The sequence below is a fragment of the Sandaracinobacter sp. genome (assembly GCF_041909755.1).
In the GTDB taxonomy this organism is placed as follows: domain Bacteria; phylum Pseudomonadota; class Alphaproteobacteria; order Sphingomonadales; family Sphingomonadaceae; genus Sandaracinobacteroides.
This window is the reverse complement of record NZ_JAYRCW010000058.1, coordinates 1-16,627: the sequence shown is the minus strand read 5'-3', so window position 1 is coordinate 16,627 and position 16,627 is coordinate 1. Positions and strand designations below refer to the sequence as shown.

Below are 16,627 nucleotides of genomic sequence, written 5' to 3'. Positions count from 1 at the left end.
AGGGGCTTTTGGTGCGTCCCCACCCCCAACACCTCCCCTGAAGGGGAGGGGCATTTTGCTATTCTGCGGCTTCTGATTCCAGGCCTGCGGGGGGCATGTTGTGGCCCAGCAGGCGCAGGACGTCTGCGGCGCATTCGACCACGTTGGAGCCGGGGCCGTAGATGCCCTGGACGCCGGCGTCGCGGAGGAAATCATAATCCTGCGGCGGGATGACCCCGCCTGCGATCACCTTGATGTCGGGGCGGCCGGCGGCTTTCAGGCCTCGGATCAGTTCGGGGATGAGTGTCTTGTGGCCGGCGGCGAGTGACGAGGCGCCGACGACGTCTGCGCCCGATTCGAGGGCGAGGACCACGGTTTCGTCGGGCGTCTGGAAGAGGGGGCCGGAGACGATGTCGAAGCCCATGTCGCCAAAGGCCGACGCGATGACGTTGGCGCCGCGGTCATGGCCGTCCTGCCCCATCTTGGCGACGAGGAGTTTCGGCTTGCGCCCCAGGCGGCGTTCGACGGCCTTCACGCCTTCGACCACCTGCGCCCAGCGGCTGTCGCCTTCATAGGGGGCGGCATAGACGCCCTTCACCGGGGTGGGAACGGTGGCGTAGCGGGCGAAGCTGTCTTCCATGGCGGACGAGATCTCGCCCAGCGTGGCGCGGGCGCGGGCGGCCTCTACGGCGAGCGCCAGCAGGTTGTTTTCAAGCGAGGCGGGGGCGGCTGCGCCGTTGCGCAGGGCTTCGAGCGCGGCGTCGCACGCGGCCTGGTCGCGGCCGGCCTTCACCTTGTTGATGCGGGCGATCTGCGCTTCGCGGACCTTCGTGTTGTCCACCTCCAGCGTTTCAAGAAGATCTTCGCTGGGGAGGCGGTATTTGTTGACGCCGACGATGACGTCGTCGCCCCGGTCCACGCGGGCCTGCCTTGCGGCGGCGGCTTCCTCGATCATGGCCTTGGGCCAGCCTGCCGCCACGGCCTTCGCCATGCCGCCTTCGGCTTCGACGCGCTCGATGATCTCCCACGCCTTGTCCGCCAGTTCTTGCGTGAGGGCTTCGATGTAATAGCTGCCGCCGAGCGGATCGACGACCTTCGTCATGCCCGTTTCTTCCTGCAGGATGATCTGGGTGTTGCGGGCGATGCGGGCGGAGAAATCGGTGGGCAGCGCGATCGCTTCATCGAGCGCGTTGGTGTGGAGCGACTGGGTGCCGCCCAGCATGGCGGCCATCGCCTCCACCGTGGTGCGGATGACGTTGTTGTAGGGATCCTGTTCCGTCAGCGAGACGCCCGACGTCTGGCAGTGGGTGCGCAGCATCTTCGAGCGTTCGTCCTGCGCGCCGAGGTTCGTCATCACGCGGTGCCACAGCACGCGGGCGGCGCGGAGTTTCGCCACTTCCATGAAGAAGTTCATGCCGATGGCGAAGAAGAAGGAGAGGCGGCCGGCGAACTGGTCGATATCGAGCCCGGAGGCGACGCCGTAGCGCACATATTCGGCGCCATCGGCAATGGTGAAGGCCAGCTCCTGCACCTGCGTCGCGCCGGCTTCCTGCATATGGTAGCCGGAAATGGAGATGGAGTTGAACTTCGGCATCTCGCGGCTGGTGTAGCCGAAGATGTCGGAGATGATCCGCATCGAAGGCTCCGGCGGGTAGATGTAGGTGTTGCGGACCATGAACTCCTTCAGGATGTCGTTCTGGATGGTGCCATCCAGAAGCTTGCGGTCCACGCCCTGCTCCTCTCCGGCGACGATGAAGAAGGCGAGGATGGGGATGACGGCGCCGTTCATCGTCATCGAGACGGACATCCGGTCGAGCGGGATGCCGTCGAACAGGATCTTCATGTCCTCCACGCTGTCGATCGCGACGCCGGCCTTGCCGACATCGCCCACCACGCGGGGGTGATCGCTGTCGTACCCCCGGTGCGTCGCCAGATCGAAGGCGACCGACAGGCCCTTCTGCCCGGCGGCGAGGTTGCGGCGATAGAAGGCGTTCGATTCCTCGGCCGTGGAGAAGCCGGCATATTGGCGGATCGTCCAGGGGCGGCCGGCATACATGCTGGCGCGGACACCGCGGGTGAAGGGGGCAAAGCCGGGCAGGCCGGGATCGGTGGTGACGTCTGCCGCGGTGTAGAGCGGCTTCACCACGATGCCTTCGGGCGTGTGCCAGCTGAGGTCCTTGCCCTTCACCTCCCTGGAGGCCAGCTTTTCCCAATCGCCGGGAGTGGGGGTGTTCGCCATTGCACAATCTCCTGTCGGGGGAGGCCAGGACGCGGGGGGGGCCGGCCAGTCCATCGCCGGCTGGGGCGGGGGGATGTGGAAACTGCCGGGGCCCCGCCCGCCGCGGGCGGCCCCGGCCCCCCCCCCGCCGGAGGGGGCCGCGGCATGTGGAAAGGGCCGGGAATTGCCCCGGCCCCTGATTGGGTGGTGGTTCAATCCACCATCTGCGCAACCAGCCGGCGCAGATCGCGGCGGCTGAGGAGCGGGCGGGGGGTGCGCGGCGCGGCCTGCGGGGCCTTGGCGCGCGGCCCGGCAACGGCCGGGCGGGTCATTTCAATCTGCATATGTCCTTCAACGGCGCTTGCGTGCGCCTGTTTCGTTTGTTGCTGTTGGTCAGCGGCGGAAATTGCCCCGCCTGGGGCCGCCGCCGCCGACGGTCTTTTCCCGGTAGATGATCCGGCCTTTTTCCAGATCATAGGGGGTCATCTCGACGATCACCTTGTCGCCCACGATGGAGCGGATGCGGAACTTCCGCATCTTGCCCGCCGTGTAGGCGATGATCCGGTGGTCATTTTCCAGCCGGACCGCGAAGCGGCCATCGGGCAGGACTTCCTCGATCTCTCCATCGAGTGTCAGAAGTTCTTCCTTGGCCATGGCCTGCCCCTTTCGAATGCCGGACAGCCGCCACGGGGCGGAATGCCCCCGGCCATGCCCCGGTGCGATTAGCGATGAAAGGAAGTCTGCAATGCCGCGCCATGCGCCCTTCGGAAAGGGCAAGGCGGGCCGTCGGCTTCGTCCCAGCGACGTCGATGGCGTCCCATATGGGGGGAATTGCGCCGGATGCAAGGGCTATGGCTGGAAACGGGCCGCGCCCAAGGCTAGGTCAGGGCATGCGCACGCCGATCCTGACCGCCGCCCTTGCCCTGGTTTCGCTGTCTGCCTGCGGGCAGGTCGAGGAGACGGTGGACGCCGCCCCCGTGGCCGCCGGGCTGGTGGCGCGCACCCTGTGCACGGCGGTGTTCGTGCAGGGGCGCGGCGAAGAGGATGTGCGCCCCTATGAGCTGGGGCCGACGCTGGACGAGCGGCTGGGCTGGTTCAAGACCAGGATCGACCGGGAGAAGGGCGAGGTGACGGCCGGCCCGGCGGGGCTGGCCTTCATGACGGCAGGCCATACGCCCGGACTTGGCTGTGCGGTGGCGCGGCCCGGCGAGGGCGCCGGGCGGCCGGTGAAGCTGACGCCCGATCCGCGCCCCTGGCCGGCGGGCGATTCCCTGTCGGCCGACCAGCCGGCGATCGTTGACGCGGCGGCGCTGGACCTTGCCATTGCGGATGCCTTCAGGCCGGGCAGCTATGGCAACCCGGCCGTGGACCCGGTGACGCGCTCTGTCATCATCGTGCACCAGGGCCGGCTGGTGCGATCGGTGAGCGGGCGGGGCTTTACCGGGCTGACGCCGCAATATTCAGCCTCCATGGCGAAGACGGTTTCAGCCGCGCTGGTGGGGATATTGGCGGCCGAAGGCAGGCTGAGCCCGGCGGACGCCGACCTGCTGCCGGAATGGCGCGAAACACCGGACGACCCGCGCAGGTCAATCCGCATCGATCATCTGCTGAACATGGAATCGGGGCTGGACTTCAACGAGGATTATGGCGCGGGCGGCGACCCGGCGCGGATGCTCTATGCCGAGAATTCGGCTTCGCTGTTTGCCGCCGCCAAGCCGAAGCGGGAGGCGCCCGGCACGCGCTGGTATTATTCGAGCGGCGACACCAACATCCTGATGCGGGTGGCGCGGCTGAAGTCCGGGCTGCCGGCCGAGGCGTGGAACGGCTTTCCCCGGGCCGCGCTGTTCGGGCCGATGAACCTGCGGTCTGCCCTGTTCGAGCAGGATGCCGGGGGCGACTTCATCGGATCGACCTTCATCTTCATGGGCGCGCTGGACTGGGCCCGGTTCGGCCTGATGCTGGCCGACGGCGGGCAGTATGAGGGCCGGCAGGTGGTGCCGGCCGACTGGGTGGCGCGCATGTCCACGCCCACGGCGCTGTCGGCCGGGCGCTATTCCACCCAGACCTGGTTCCGGGGCGGGGTGCCGGGGCAGAAGGCGCGCACGATGGAGCTGGCCGGGTTCGGCGGGCAATATGTAACGATCGTGCCGGAAACGCGCACGGTGATCGTGCGGCTGGGCTTTCAGCCGGACCGGAGCGCCTGGGACCAGGAACGCTTCCTGACGCGGGTGTTCAAGGCGCTGGGCGTGACGGCGCCTGCGGAGAACCGCAAGGAGGACTGAGGACGGCACATCCGGGCCGAAACCCCTGCGGATCAGGCCTTGGCCCACTCCATCACCAGGAAGTTCGGCGCGCGCCGGTAGCGGTCTGCCTTGTCGCCGTCGCAATCCGGCGCGGGCTCGTCGAAATGCACCAGCCGGAGGCCCGCCGAGAGCAGCGCCTGCATGTAAAGCCCGAAGGGCCGATGGTAGTTCCGGATGCCGATGCCCTGCCATGCGGTCCAGACCTGCCGCTCGGTCAGGTAGTGATCGATGCAGAAGCGGCGGCTTCCATCTGGCTCGTGTGTCCAGCCGAGCGGAACCGCCGCCGTGTTGAAGCCCTGGAGGTTGGCGATCAGCAGCCGGCCGCCGGGCTTCAGCACGCGTGCCGCCTCGGCGATGGCGGCGCGGAAATCCCCGATGTCGATCAGCGACAGGTAGAAGATGGCGAGATCGAAGGAACCGCCTTCGGCCGAAAGCGCCTCGCCCCCTTCCACCCGGTAGTCGCCGTGCCTGTCCAGCGCCTGCGCCTGCGCGATCAGCGCGGCCGTCGGGTCTGCTCCGACGGTTTCGAAGCCCCTCGCCTGCAGCATCCGGCAGAAGCGCCCCTCGCCGCAGCCGATGTCGATCGCCCGCCCGGCGCCGCCCGCACAGGCCCGCGCCAGCATCGGCGCATCCAGCACATGCCGGCGTCCCCAGTCTCCGTCGGTGCCGATCACTCGGATCCAGGCCTCGGCCGAGGCATCCCACCCGTCGCTCATCCGGTGCCGTCCTCAGACGAAATCCAGATCGCCCCAGGCGGGTTCCTGCAGATAGGGGGTGATATCCACATCCTCCAGCCGGGCCGGGCTCCATTTCGGGGCGCGGTCCTTTTCGATCAGCTGGGCGCGGACGCCTTCGTAGAAATCATGGCCCTGCTTGATCGCGCTGACCATGCGATATTCCAGCTTCAGGCATTGTTCGATGCTGGCCCCTTCGCCAGCGCGCAGGCCGTGGAGGGTGAGCTTCAGCGAAGTCGGGCTCATCCGGCGGATGGTGGCGGCCTGTTCCTGCGCCCAGTCGTCGCCATCGTCCAGCAGGGAGAGGATATCTTCCACCTGGTTGTGGCTGAACAGGTAATCGATGCCGTCGCGCAGGGCCGGAAGGGTGAGCGGGCCGGGATCGCTGTCGAACGTGGCGAGCACCTCGGCCACGCTTTCATGGCTGTTGGCGAGCCGTTCACGGAGCGCGGGGATTTCGGCGGACGGGACGAAATGGGTGCAGTAGCCGATGGCGACGCAGTCGCCGCCCTTCACCCGCGCGCCGGTGAGGCCGGCCCATGTGCCGAATTCGCCGGGGAAGCGGGGCAGCGCATGGGTGCCGCCGACATCCGGGATCAGGCCGATGCCGGTTTCGGGCATGGCGAACAGGGTGCGTTCCGTCGCCACGCGATAGGGGGCGTGGACGGAGATGCCGACGCCGCCGCCCATGCTGATGCCATCCACCAGCGCCACATAGGGCTTGGGATAATGGGCGATGGCCTGATTCATGCGGTATTCGTCGTGGAAGAAGCCCTCGTAATCGGGAGAGCCCGCCTTGCCGTCGCGGTGCATGGCGACGACATCCCCGCCGGCGCAGAAGGCCTTTTCGCCCGCGCCTTCGACGACCACGGCCTGCACATCGTCGTCGATCGCCCAGGCCATGAGCTGGCGGTGGAGGGCGACGCACATCGTGCGGGTGAGCGCGTTCAGCGCCTGCGGGCGGTTCAGCGTGACGAGGCCGATGCGGCCCTGCCGCGCGAAGAGGATTTCGTCGGTCATTCGGGCTTCACCTTTCCGTTTTGGCCTGCGAGCAGGCCCGGTCCGTTTTCGCCTGCGAGCAGGCTCGGTCCGTTTTCGCCTGCGAACAGGCCGGGGCCTTCCACGTCAATCACCATGCAGCTTGTGGTCAGCCGCGCCAGCAGCTTTCCCTTTCCATCCAGCATGTCGGCTTCGGCGAAGCTGATGGTGCGGCCGAGCTTCAGGACGCGGCCTTCGAAGAAGAAGCTTTCGCCCACGCGGGCCGGGCCGAAGAAGCTGATCTTGAATTCGATGGTGGGGACGCCGACGCGGCGGCGGCTTTTGGCGATGACGGCGGTGGCGGCGGCATCGTCCAGCGCGGTCGTGATGATGCCGCCTTGCAGATTGCCCATCGGATTGCAGAATTCCGGCTTCGCAACCATGCGGAAGCGGGTGGTGCCGGCCTCCTGGTTGATGGCTTCGAGTTCGAGGCCGAGGAGCGCGGTTGTCGGCGCCTTCTTCGAGCGCATCCGTTCAAGCAGTTCGGCGTCGTCCATCTAGAGCCCTTCGATGCTGGTGAGGCCGAAGCCGTGCAATGCGGGGACGAGCGGCGCAAGCCCTTCTGTTCCGCCGGTGAAGATGGCGCGGCCGGGCGGCCGGGGGCGATCCCAGACGACGCCCCGCAGCAGATGGGCGCAGCGGCGGGCGATGCCGTCTGCGCCATGGACGAAGCGCAAGGGGTGGGGCGCGGCGGCGGCCAGTTCGGCTTCGACCAGCGGGAAATGGGTGCAGGCGAGGACGACGATGTCCATCCTGTCTCCGCCGGGCTGGGCGAGGAGGCCATCGAGGGCGGCGCGATAGACGGCCGGGTCCACCGCCTCTCCGCGCAGCTTCGCTTCTGCCGCGGCGACGAGGGCTGCGGAGCCGTGCTTCAGCACGGTGCAGTCCGGCGCGAAGCGGGACGCAAGATCCGCCACATAGGGCTGGCGCACCGTCGCATCGGTGCCGAGAACGCCGATGACGCGGGTTTCGCTGCGTTCGGCGGCGGGCTTGATGGCGGGGACAGTGCCGACCACCGGCACGTCGAGGACGGGGCGGACATAGCCGAGCGCGATGGTGGAAGCGGTGTTGCAGGCGATGACGATGAGCGACGGGCGGATTCGTTCGGCCAGCCGCCCGAGCAGGCCCGCGACGCGGGCGGACACCTCTGCCTCGCCCTTGGTGCCGTAGGGGTAGCCTGCCGAATCGGCGCAATAGACGATCGGCGCATCGGGCAGCCTGGCGGTGACGGCGGCGAGGACAGAGAGGCCGCCGACGCCGGAATCGAGAAACAGGATGGGGCCGGCGGACATGCGCGGTCCCTAGGCCGGATTTGCCGCGCGGGCCAGCGGGGACGCCGTCAGGCGATGCGCTGCTTCACATAGCGGCCCGGCGCGGGCTCGATGGCCGGGAAGCCCTTTGCCTTGCCCGGCACGCGGGCCTTCACCTGCTTGCCGGAGCGCGGGGCGATCCAGCCGATCCAGTCGGGCCACCAGCTGCCCTTCACTTCTGTCGCGGCCTGCTGGAACGCCTCTGCCGTGGCGGGGGTTTCGACGCCTTCGGGCAGAATCCAGTGCTGGTATTTCATCGCGGCGGGCGGGTTCACCACGCCGGCGATATGGCCTGACCCCGCGAGCATGAAGCGATGCTCCCCCGAAAAGGCCTTCGTCAGCTTGAAGCAGCTTTTGAGCGGCGCGATGTGATCGTCGCGCCCGGCCTGGATATAGGCCGGAGTCTGCACCGTCCTGAGATCGATGGGCACGCCCTTCACGACGATACCGCCGGGCTGGATCAGCCTGTTGTCGCGGTAGAGGCCGGCCAGATATTCGCGCATGAAACGGCCGGGGACATTGGTGGGATCGGAGTTCCAGTAGAGCAGGTCGAAGGGGGTGTATTCCTTTCCCTTCAGATAATTGTTGACGACATAGTTCCACATCAGATCGGTGGGGCGCAGCAGGTTGAAGGTGGTGGCGAGCCAGCGGCCATCGAGATAGCCCTGCCCTTCCGCCAGCTGCTCCACCGTTTCCAGCATGGGCGGCGTGACGAAGTTCAGCAGGTCGCCGGCGTCGCTGAACTCCACCTGCGCGGTGAAGAAGGTGGCCGAGCGCACCTTTTCCGCCTGCCCGGTGGCGGCCATGTAGGCGAGCGTGGCGGCGAGAACCGTGCCCGCGACGCAATAGCCGATGACATGGGTGGCGGGCGCGCCGGACGCCTTCAGCACGAGATCGATCGCCTGAAGCTCTCCTTCGGTCACATAATCCTCGATGCCGATGTCCCCCAGCGCTTCGGAGCCCTGCGCCCAGGAGACGACATAGACCGAGAGGCCCTGTTCGACGGCCCAGCGGATGAAGCTTTTTTCGGCGGTGAGATCGAGGATGTAGAATTTGTTGATCCAGGGCGGGAGGATCAGCAGCGGGATTTCATGCACCTTTTCGGTGGTGGGCGCATAGTGGATCAGCTGGAACAGTCGGCCTTCCCAGACCACCTGGCCCGGCGTCGCGGCGACGTTGCGGCCCACTTCGAAGGCGGCTTCGTCCGTCATGGTGAGCTTGCCGCGCTTCAGGTCGCCCAGCAAATGGCCGAGGCCTTCGAGCAGGCTTTCGCCATCCGTCGCCTGTGCTTCGGCCAGCACCTCGGGATTGAGGGCGGCGAAGTTCGCCGGGCTCATCGCATCGACGAACTGGCGGGCCTGGAAGGCGAGCTGGCGGCGGTCCGCCTCTGGCAGGCCGTCGAACGCGCCGAGCCCTTCGGCGGCATAGTGGCTGAAGAGGAGATAGCTTTTCCGGACGAGATCGAACACCGGCGCGGAGCCCCAGGCATCGGCCTGGAAGCGGCGGTCTGCCTTCTGGGCGGCGGCCGGGGTTGATTCGGCGCCCGGCGTCAGCAGGCCGGCCCAGAGCTTCATGGCATCGGCCCAATAGTCGCTGCCGACCTTCGCGAGCTTCGCGGGATCCGCCGAGGCCCAGGCGCGGGCGAGATCGCCCCACTGCTCCATCAGGCGGGTCATCGCCTGCGGGTCTGCCGCCGGCGATGCGGGCGATGCGGCGCCTGCGCCGCCCGTCCAGAATTCCAGCATCATCTGCTGGGCCTTGCCGGCGACTTCCGTCATCCGCTCGAACCGCTCGACGGCGTCCGCCCCGCTGCCGGCGCCGTCTGCCGCGCCTTCGCCCTTCTGTTTCATGGCACCCGTTTCTCCCGCTGGGGCAATCTGCAGCGGCGGGGCGGTGGGCGCAAGCGCCCAGAAGCCGTTCAGCCCGGCCCGGTTTCATCCCGCCCGGATTCATCTTGGCGACCCGTGCCGATCTGCGCTAAATGATTGAAGCCGTTCCAGGGGGACCGGCGCATGATGGGAGCATGTAGCATGCACAAGATGATCGCCATGGGTGCCGTTGCGGCAGCCGCCCTCGGGTTCGCCGTGGCTGCGTCGGCGCAGACGCCGCCTCCGACCAACGAAGCTTCGGGCCTTCCCTATTGCAGCGCCAAGGTGAAGGATCGCTGCATCCAGAAGTCCGACATCAAGCGCGAGAAGGCCGCCGCAGCCAAGGCCGGCTGAGCTGCCCTGCCCGGGGCGGCTCGCCCCGGGTTGCCATGTCCATGTGGATGGATGAAGGCGGGCCCCGGGGAAACCGGGCTCGCCTTTTTTCCTTTTTGGGGCCATGGCACCGAGGCCCCCCTGCCAGATGGACATGAAGATGGACGAAGATTTCTACCGCATCCGCCGCCTGCCGCCCTATGTGATCGCGGAAGTGAACGGGATGCGCGCGGCCGCACGGGCCCGGGGCGAGGACATCATCGACCTTGGCATGGGCAATCCCGACCTGCCGCCGCCGCCCCATGTGATCGAGAAGCTGTGCGAAGTGGCGATGAAGCCCGACGCGCACGGCTATTCCGCATCCAAGGGCATCCCCGGCCTGCGGCGCGCGCAGGCCAATTACTACGCCCGCCGCTTTGGCGTGGAGGTGGACCCGGAAACCGAAGTCGTGGTGACGATGGGATCGAAGGAAGGGCTTGCGAGCCTGGCCACCGCGATCACCGCGCCCGGCGACGTGGTGCTGGCGCCGAACCCCAGCTATCCCATCCACACCTTCGGCTTCATCATCGCGGGCGCGACCATCCGCGCCGTGCCGACCACGCCCGACGAACGCTATTTCGAGAGCCTGGAGCGGGCGATGAAGTTCACCGTGCCGCGGCCATCCGTGCTGGTGGTGAACTATCCTTCGAACCCCACCGCCGAGACTGTCGAGCTGCCCTTCTATGAGCGGCTTGTCGCCTGGGCGCGGGAGAACAAGGTGTGGATCCTTTCCGACCTTGCCTATTCCGAGCTGTATTTCGACGGCAAGCCCACGCGATCCATCCTGGAAGTGCCGGGCGCGAAGGAGGTGGCGATCGAGTTCACCTCGCTTTCCAAGACCTATTCCATGGCCGGCTGGCGGGTGGGCTTTGCGGTGGGCAACCGCAAGCTGATCGCGGCGATGACGCGGGTGAAATCCTACCTGGACTATGGCGCCTTCACGCCCGTGCAGGCCGCCGCCTGCGCCGCGCTGAACGGGCCGCAGGATATCGTGGAGCAGAACCGACAGCTGTATCACAAGCGGCGCGACGTGCTGGTGGAAAGCTTCGCCCGCGCCGGCTGGGAAATCCCCTCGCCCCGCGCCTCCATGTTCGCATGGGCGCCGCTGCCGCCGGCGCTGATGCATCTGGGTTCGCTGGAATTTTCCAAGCAGCTGCTGACCCATGCCGGCGTCGCCGTGGCGCCGGGCGTGGGCTATGGCGAGGAAGGCGAGGGCTTCGTGCGGATCGCCATGGTGGAAAACGAGCAGCGGCTGCGGCAGGCGGCGCGCAACGTGCGCAAGTACCTGCAGTCGATGGGGGTGAACACGCCGAGCCAGGCCAGCGTCTGAGGGGAGTCTCGAAGGGGCTCTGCCCCTTAACCCCCAGTCAGCCTCTCGAAGGCTCAGTCGGCGGATCATCCAGCCGCCACTCCATCGGCAGGATGGCCTGGTCCTCCACCGGCACGCCCTTGCGGAGCGCCGGGCGGAAGCGGAAGCGTTCAGCCGCGATCGCGCAACTCCGCGCGTCCAGTTCCGGCGTGCCGGAGGAGCGGTAGATGGCGCAGCGCGAAATCCGGCCGTCGGGTCCGACGGTGATCGCCATCTGCACGATCCCCTGCAGTCCGAACCGCTTCGCCTTCATGGGATAGTCGCTGTCCGACATCACCATACTCTCCGGAATGGGCTGCACCCGAACATCGGGCACAGCCGGGCGCGGCGGCGCGGGCTGGCCAGCCGCCGGTGCCCCGGCCAGCAGTAAGGCCAAGACGGCAGAGCCAGTCATGTCGGGTCGCTCGAAATCAACTGGCTCGCCCCCTGCAGCAATGATGTAGCCAACCAATAGCGGCTGGACAGGTGGGCAGAAAGGGCGGGGCACACAAGGGGCAAGTGACCCCCAGCCCCGTCAACCACACCACCCCCTTCCACCCACAGCCCTGCCCCGCTAAGGCAGCGCCATGTCCAATCCCTTGCGCATCGGCCTTGCGGGCCTAGGCACTGTTGGTGCCGGCGTCGTGAAGCTTCTCGAAACCAATGCAGAGCTGATCACCCGCCGCGCCGGCCGGCCCATCGTCGTCAGCGCGGTCTCGGCGCGCGATCGGCATCGGGAGCGGGGCATCGACCTCTCGGCGTTTGGCTGGGAGGATGACGCCACAGCGCTTGCTGCGCGCGACGATGTGGACGTGGTGGTGGAGCTGGTGGGCGGGGCCGATGGCCCGGCGCTGACGCTGGCGCGGGCGACCCTGCAGGGACACAAGCCGTTCGTGACCGCGAACAAGGCGATGCTGGCGCATCATGGCCTGTTGCTGGCGGAGCTGGCCGAGGCGGCGAGCGTGCCGATGAAGTTCGAGGCGGCGGTGGCGGGCGGCATTCCCGTGATCAAGGGCCTGCGCGAGGGGGCGGCGGCCAACGAGCTGTCTGCCGTGACGGGCATCCTGAACGGCACTTGCAACTATATCCTGACCCGTATGGAGAAAGAGGGGCTGGAGTTCGCGGACGTGCTGACGGACGCGCAGCGGCTGGGCTATGCCGAGGCGGACCCGACCTTCGACATCGACGGCATCGACGCGGCGCACAAGCTTTCGATCCTGGCGAGCCTGGCGTTCGGCACGCGGCCGGATTTCCCCGCCGTGGAGGTGGAGGGTATCCGCGACATCCGGCTGGCCGACATCCGGCAGGCGGGGGCGCTGGGCTTCAAGGTGCGGCTGACGGGGCTGGCGCAGGTGCTGGGCGACCGGCTGGTGCAGCGGGTTCACCCGACGCTGGTGCCGATGGGGCATCCGCTGGCGGCGGTGGAAGGGCCGCTGAACGCGGTTTCGGCCGAAGGCAATTTCGTGGGCCGCCTGTTCTTCATGGGGCGCGGCGCGGGCGAGGGGCCGACGGCGTCCGCCGTTGTCGCCGACCTGATCGACGTGGCGCGCGGGGAGAATGGCCCCGCCTTTGCCATGCCGGCGATGGCGCTGGCCGGGCTGGAGCCCGCCGGGCCGGACGCGCGGCAGGGGCGCTTCTATATCCGGCTGACGGTGGAGGACCGGCCCGGCGTGCTGGCCGACATCACCGCCGCGCTGCGCGATGCGGGCGTTTCCATCGAGAGCCTGATCCAGCCGGCGCCCGCGCCGGACGGCACCGCCCTGGTGGTGATGCTGACCCATCATGTGGGCGAGCAGGCCGTGCGCCATGCCATCGCCACCATGGCCGCCCTGCCCGCCAGCACCGGCGCGCCCCTGTTCATGCCGATCCTGGATGCGGACGGCTGACCTTTCGAAATCCAAGCAGGAAAGACCGCACGTGACAGACCGCTCCCAGTTGAAGCCCAGCCAGGTTCTTGATCGCGTTCTCGTTCTGGAAATGGTTCGCGTGACCGAATATGCCGCGATCGCGGCCAGCCGGCTGATCGGGCGCGGCGACGAGAAGGCGGCCGACGCCGCCGCCGTGGAAGCCATGCGCGACGCGCTGAACAGGCTGGCCTTCGACGGCACCGTGGTGATCGGCGAGGGCGAGCGCGACGAGGCGCCGATGCTGTTCATCGGGGAAAAGGTTGGGTCCGCGCAGGGCACGGGGCCGAAGATCGACATCGCGCTGGACCCGCTGGAAGGCACCACCATCACCGCGAAGGCCGGGCCGAACGCGCTGGCCGTGCTGGCGATCGCGGAGGAAGGCGGGCTGCTGTATGCGCCCGACGTCTATATGGAAAAGCTGGCGATCGGGCCGGGCTATCCCGACGGGCTGGTGAGCCTGAAGAAGACGGCGACGGAGAATGTGCAGACGCTGGCGGCCGCGAAGGGCGTGGCGCCATCCGAGATCATCGCCTGCGTGCTGGACCGGCCGCGCCACGAGGCGCTGATCCGGGAGCTGCGCGCCATCGGCTGCGGCATCCACCTGATCCCCGACGGCGACGTGGCGGGCGTGATCGCGGTGACCAACCCGGAAACGACGATCGACATCTACATGGGATCCGGCGGGGCGCCGGAAGGCGTGCTGGCGGCCGCCGCGCTGCGCTGCGTGGGCGGGCAGTTCGAAGGCAGGCTGATCTTCCGCAACGAGGACGAGAAGGCCCGCGCGCGCAAGATCGGCATCACCGACCTGGACCGCATCTACAAGCTGGAGGACCTGGCGAAGGGCGACGTGATCTTTGCCGCGACCGGCGTGACCGACGGCAGCCTGCTGGAAGGGGTGCGCCGCTACAAGTCGGGGCGGATCACCACCGAAAGCATCGTGATGCGCGCCAGCAGCGGGACCGTGCGGCGGGTGAAGGGCGACCGGCGCGGCGACCCGGCCTGAGCCGCGCTTGACACCCGGCGGTGCGCCGCCGACTTGGTGACGGCATGGATTGCGTGTTCAATGTTTCGCGTTCGGCGACGGGCAGGGCCTGGCAGTGGCGTGCGCGGCCCCTGCCGCTGGGCGAGGCCGACCGGCTGGGTGTGGACGAACTGGCCGCGCAGCTGCTGATGAGCCGGGGCTGTGCGCCCGCCGACATCGCGCGGACGCTGAAGCCGACGTTGCGGGACTGGCTGCCGGATCCCGCCATCTTTCGCGACATGGACGTGGTGGCGGGGCGGCTGGCCGACGCGGTTCAGCGGGGCGAGAAGATCGTGCTGTTCGCCGACTATGACGTGGACGGCGCGACATCGGCCGCCTTCCTGTGGCGGCATCTGCGGGCGCTGGGCGCGGATGTGACGCCCTATATCCCCGACCGCATCCTGGAAGGCTATGGCCCATCAGCGGCGGCGCTGCTGGCGTTGCAGGAGGCCGGCGCGCAGCTGGTGCTGCTGCTGGATTGCGGCACCCAGGCCTTTGGCCCGCTGGAGGCGGCGCGCGAGGCGAAGCTGGACCTGCTGGTGGTGGATCATCACAAGGCCTCCACCGCGCTGCCGCCGGCCCTGGGGATCGTGAACCCGAACCGGCTGGACGAAGTGGCGGAAGCCGCGGCGCACGGCGGGCTGTGCACCGCCGGGCTTGCCTTTCTGGTGGGCGTGGCGCTGAACCGCGAGCTGCGGCGTCGCGGGCAATTCGCGGCGGTGGCCGAACCCAATCTTTCCGAGTGGCTGGACATTGTGGCGCTGGGCACGGTGGCTGATGTGGTGCCGTTGCTGGGGCTGAACCGGGCGCTGGTGGCGCTGGGGCTGCGGCGGATGGCCGGCCGGCAATCGGTGGGGCTGACGGCGCTGGCGGATGTGGCGAAGCTGGACCGGGCGCCCAGGGCAGACGATCTGGGGTTTCATCTGGGGCCGCGCATCAATGCGGGCGGACGCGTGGGGCAGGCGGATCTTGGCGTGCGGCTGCTGGCCAGCGAGGACCGCGACGAGGCGGGCGCCATCGCGCTGGAGCTGGACCGGCTGAACCAGGAGCGCCGGGCGATCGAGGCCGCGGTGACGGCCGAAGCGCTGGCGCAGGCGCTGGAGACGCAGGCGAACAGCCCGGTGGCCGTGGTGGCCGGGCAGGGCTGGCATCCCGGCGTGGTGGGGATCGTGGCGGCGCGGGTGAAGGAGCGATTGAACCGCCCGGCGCTGGTGCTGGCGCTGGGCGAGGACGGTGTCGCCAAGGGATCGGGCCGGTCGATCCCCGGCGTGGATCTGGGTGCCGCGATTCTGGCCGCGAAGGCGCATGGGCTGATCCGCGAAGGCGGCGGCCATGCCATGGCCTGCGGCGTGACGGTGGAGGCCGCGCAGCTGGATCGCTTTTCGGGCTGGCTGGCGGAGCATCTGGCGGGGCCGGTGGCGGCCGCCGGGAGCGAGCGGGCGCTTTCCATCGACCTGGCCGTGGCGCCCCGCGCGGTGACGCCGGATCTGGCCCATGCGCTGGAGGCCTGCGGCCCCTATGGTCAGGCCTGGCCGGCGCCGCGTGTCGCCGTGGGGCCGGTGCGGCTGCTGAAATGCGATGCCGTGGGGCGGACGGAGCCGAAGACGCACCTGCGATTCGTGGCGGCCGGACCGGACGGCGGCCGGGTGGAGGGGATCGCCTTTCGCGCGCTGGAGGGCGAACTGGGGCAAATGCTGATGGGGGCGGGATCGGAGCCTTTGCACCTGGCGGGGCGGGTGACGGCGGATGAATGGCAGGGCCGGGCGCGCGCGCAGGTGCAGCTGGAAGATGCGGCGCGGGCCTGATGGGCGCGAACATGCTTGACGCAGGCCCCGCCCGCCGCTAATCGGCCGCCTCCCGCAAGTACGGCCCCTTCGTCTAGCGGTCTAGGACGTCGCCCTTTCACGGCGAAAACACGGGTTCGAGTCCCGTAGGGGTCACCAGCGGTGCGTCCGGCAGAGTCCGTTGACGCTTCTAAAGATACTGAAAACATGGTATAAAATGCCTCGGCTAGGCTAGGGGCGTCCATGGAAATCCACCTCCATCCGATGCGAATCTGGGGCCGATTCTGGGGCCGATTTGCGGCCTTTCGATTTTTGCCGGGATGGAGGCCCCAATATGCCGCTTAGCGACGTCAGAATCCGGTCCGCCAAACCAGCTGCTTCAGAGCGCAAGCTGTTCGATGAGAAGGGTTTATTCCTTCTCGTATTGCCGTCGGGCACAAAGAATTGGAAGTTGAAGTATCAGTTTGCCGGGCGGGAGAAGAAGCTATCGCTTGGTAGCTACCCGGAGATAGGCCTGAAAGATGCCCGCCGCCGCGCTGAAGACGCCCGCCGCCAGTTGACGGAAGGCATCGATCCGAGTGCGGCCAGGCGGCTTGAAGCCATTGCACGGGAGATCAGCGCCCATAACAGCTTCACCGCAGTCGCTGGCGAGTTCATCGACAAGATGGAACGTGAGGGCAAGGGTGAGGCGACACTGTCGAAAGCGCGCTGGTTCCTGTCGCTGGTTGAGCCATCGATTGGTAAT

The 16,627-nt window shown here is 68.2% G+C and carries 15 protein-coding genes and 1 tRNA gene; 8 read left to right on the top strand and 8 right to left on the bottom strand.

Features of this window, described 5'->3' with window-relative positions; all coding sequences use genetic code 11:
* Positions 1–58: 58 nt before the first annotated feature.
* Positions 59–2,218 (bottom strand): methylmalonyl-CoA mutase, encoded by a 2,160-nt coding sequence (gene scpA, locus ACE3O8_RS09060; protein ID WP_374388963.1) that lies wholly within the window; start codon positions 2,216–2,218, stop codon positions 59–61.
* 372 nt (positions 2,219–2,590) lie between these two features.
* A complete protein-coding gene (gene infA, locus ACE3O8_RS09055) occupies positions 2,591–2,851 on the bottom strand; it encodes a translation initiation factor IF-1 (protein ID WP_374388961.1) in 261 nt (86 codons plus the stop codon).
* Positions 2,852–3,087: 236 nt separating this feature from the next.
* Here infA and ACE3O8_RS09050 point away from each other — a divergent pair, with 236 nt between their 5' ends.
* Positions 3,088–4,479 carry a serine hydrolase domain-containing protein gene (locus ACE3O8_RS09050; RefSeq protein WP_374388959.1) on the top strand — a complete coding sequence of 464 codons (1,392 nt, stop codon included), beginning with the start codon at positions 3,088–3,090 and terminating at the stop codon, positions 4,477–4,479.
* A gap of 32 nt (positions 4,480–4,511) precedes the next feature.
* Here ACE3O8_RS09050 and ACE3O8_RS09045 read toward each other — a convergent pair whose 3' ends face one another.
* Genes ACE3O8_RS09045 through ACE3O8_RS09025 form a run of 5 tightly spaced genes read right to left on the bottom strand, consistent with a single transcriptional unit; the run spans position 4,512 to position 9,432 of the window.
* Positions 4,512–5,216, bottom strand: coding sequence for a class I SAM-dependent methyltransferase (locus ACE3O8_RS09045; RefSeq protein WP_374388957.1), 705 nt, complete (start codon positions 5,214–5,216; stop codon positions 4,512–4,514).
* A 12-nt stretch (positions 5,217–5,228) separates the two neighbouring features.
* A complete protein-coding gene (locus ACE3O8_RS09040; protein ID WP_374388955.1) occupies positions 5,229–6,254 on the bottom strand; it encodes an enoyl-CoA hydratase/isomerase family protein in 1,026 nt (341 codons plus the stop codon).
* A complete protein-coding gene (locus ACE3O8_RS09035; protein WP_374388953.1) occupies positions 6,251–6,769 on the bottom strand; it encodes a PaaI family thioesterase in 519 nt (172 codons plus the stop codon). Before ACE3O8_RS09035 ends, ACE3O8_RS09040 begins: the two co-directional genes overlap by 4 nt.
* Positions 6,770–7,564: a glutamate racemase gene (gene murI / locus ACE3O8_RS09030; protein WP_374388951.1), complete on the bottom strand. Its 795-nt coding sequence runs from the start codon at positions 7,562–7,564 to the stop codon at positions 6,770–6,772.
* A gap of 47 nt (positions 7,565–7,611) precedes the next feature.
* Positions 7,612–9,432 (bottom strand): PHA/PHB synthase family protein, encoded by a 1,821-nt coding sequence (locus tag ACE3O8_RS09025; protein WP_374388949.1) that lies wholly within the window; start codon positions 9,430–9,432, stop codon positions 7,612–7,614.
* 180 nt (positions 9,433–9,612) lie between these two features.
* On the opposite strand from ACE3O8_RS09025, the gene ACE3O8_RS09020 reads away from it, so the two are divergent.
* Positions 9,613–9,804 carry a hypothetical protein gene (locus ACE3O8_RS09020; protein ID WP_374388947.1) on the top strand — a complete coding sequence of 64 codons (192 nt, stop codon included), beginning with the start codon at positions 9,613–9,615 and terminating at the stop codon, positions 9,802–9,804.
* A 139-nt stretch (positions 9,805–9,943) separates the two neighbouring features.
* Positions 9,944–11,152 (top strand): LL-diaminopimelate aminotransferase, encoded by a 1,209-nt coding sequence (locus ACE3O8_RS09015; protein ID WP_374388965.1) that lies wholly within the window; start codon positions 9,944–9,946, stop codon positions 11,150–11,152.
* Positions 11,153–11,189: 37 nt separating this feature from the next.
* Here the strand turns inward: ACE3O8_RS09015 and ACE3O8_RS09010 are convergent, their stop codons facing one another.
* Complete coding sequence (locus ACE3O8_RS09010; protein WP_374388945.1) at positions 11,190–11,465, bottom strand: energy transducer TonB; 276 nt, start codon at positions 11,463–11,465, stop codon at positions 11,190–11,192.
* A gap of 292 nt (positions 11,466–11,757) precedes the next feature.
* On the opposite strand from ACE3O8_RS09010, the gene ACE3O8_RS09005 reads away from it, so the two are divergent.
* The 5 genes from ACE3O8_RS09005 to ACE3O8_RS08985 all read left to right on the top strand — a co-directional run.
* Complete coding sequence (locus tag ACE3O8_RS09005) at positions 11,758–13,056, top strand: homoserine dehydrogenase (RefSeq protein WP_374388943.1); 1,299 nt, start codon at positions 11,758–11,760, stop codon at positions 13,054–13,056.
* Between the two features lie 31 nt (positions 13,057–13,087).
* Positions 13,088–14,080 carry a class II fructose-bisphosphatase gene (gene glpX, locus ACE3O8_RS09000; protein ID WP_374388941.1) on the top strand — a complete coding sequence of 331 codons (993 nt, stop codon included), beginning with the start codon at positions 13,088–13,090 and terminating at the stop codon, positions 14,078–14,080.
* A gap of 44 nt (positions 14,081–14,124) precedes the next feature.
* Complete coding sequence (gene recJ, locus ACE3O8_RS08995; protein ID WP_374388939.1) at positions 14,125–15,903, top strand: single-stranded-DNA-specific exonuclease RecJ; 1,779 nt, start codon at positions 14,125–14,127, stop codon at positions 15,901–15,903.
* A 62-nt stretch (positions 15,904–15,965) separates the two neighbouring features.
* A tRNA-Glu gene (locus ACE3O8_RS08990) sits at positions 15,966–16,041 on the top strand.
* A 175-nt stretch (positions 16,042–16,216) separates the two neighbouring features.
* The coding region (locus ACE3O8_RS08985; protein WP_374388937.1) for an integrase arm-type DNA-binding domain-containing protein at positions 16,217–16,627 on the top strand (411 nt) is incomplete at its 3' end.

Bases quoted from the DNA above. Each gene is read 5' to 3' on its own strand.
- murI (WP_374388951.1), bottom strand. From the start codon at position 7,564: ATGTCCGCCGGCCCCATCCTGTTTCTCGATTCCGGCGTCGGCGGCCTC.
- ACE3O8_RS09035 (WP_374388953.1), bottom strand. From the start codon at position 6,769: ATGGACGACGCCGAACTGCTTGAACGGATGCGCTCGAAGAAGGCGCCG.
- ACE3O8_RS09040 (WP_374388955.1), bottom strand. From the start codon at position 6,254: ATGACCGACGAAATCCTCTTCGCGCGGCAGGGCCGCATCGGCCTCGTC.
- recJ (WP_374388939.1), top strand. From the start codon at position 14,125: ATGGATTGCGTGTTCAATGTTTCGCGTTCGGCGACGGGCAGGGCCTGG.
- scpA (WP_374388963.1), bottom strand. From the start codon at position 2,218: ATGGCGAACACCCCCACTCCCGGCGATTGGGAAAAGCTGGCCTCCAGG.
- infA (WP_374388961.1), bottom strand. From the start codon at position 2,851: ATGGCCAAGGAAGAACTTCTGACACTCGATGGAGAGATCGAGGAAGTC.
- ACE3O8_RS09010 (WP_374388945.1), bottom strand. From the start codon at position 11,465: ATGTCGGACAGCGACTATCCCATGAAGGCGAAGCGGTTCGGACTGCAG.
- ACE3O8_RS09050 (WP_374388959.1), top strand. From the start codon at position 3,088: ATGCGCACGCCGATCCTGACCGCCGCCCTTGCCCTGGTTTCGCTGTCT.
- ACE3O8_RS09015 (WP_374388965.1), top strand. From the start codon at position 9,944: ATGGACGAAGATTTCTACCGCATCCGCCGCCTGCCGCCCTATGTGATC.
- ACE3O8_RS09005 (WP_374388943.1), top strand. From the start codon at position 11,758: ATGTCCAATCCCTTGCGCATCGGCCTTGCGGGCCTAGGCACTGTTGGT.
- ACE3O8_RS09025 (WP_374388949.1), bottom strand. From the start codon at position 9,432: ATGAAACAGAAGGGCGAAGGCGCGGCAGACGGCGCCGGCAGCGGGGCG.
- ACE3O8_RS09045 (WP_374388957.1), bottom strand. From the start codon at position 5,216: ATGAGCGACGGGTGGGATGCCTCGGCCGAGGCCTGGATCCGAGTGATC.
- ACE3O8_RS09020 (WP_374388947.1), top strand. From the start codon at position 9,613: ATGCACAAGATGATCGCCATGGGTGCCGTTGCGGCAGCCGCCCTCGGG.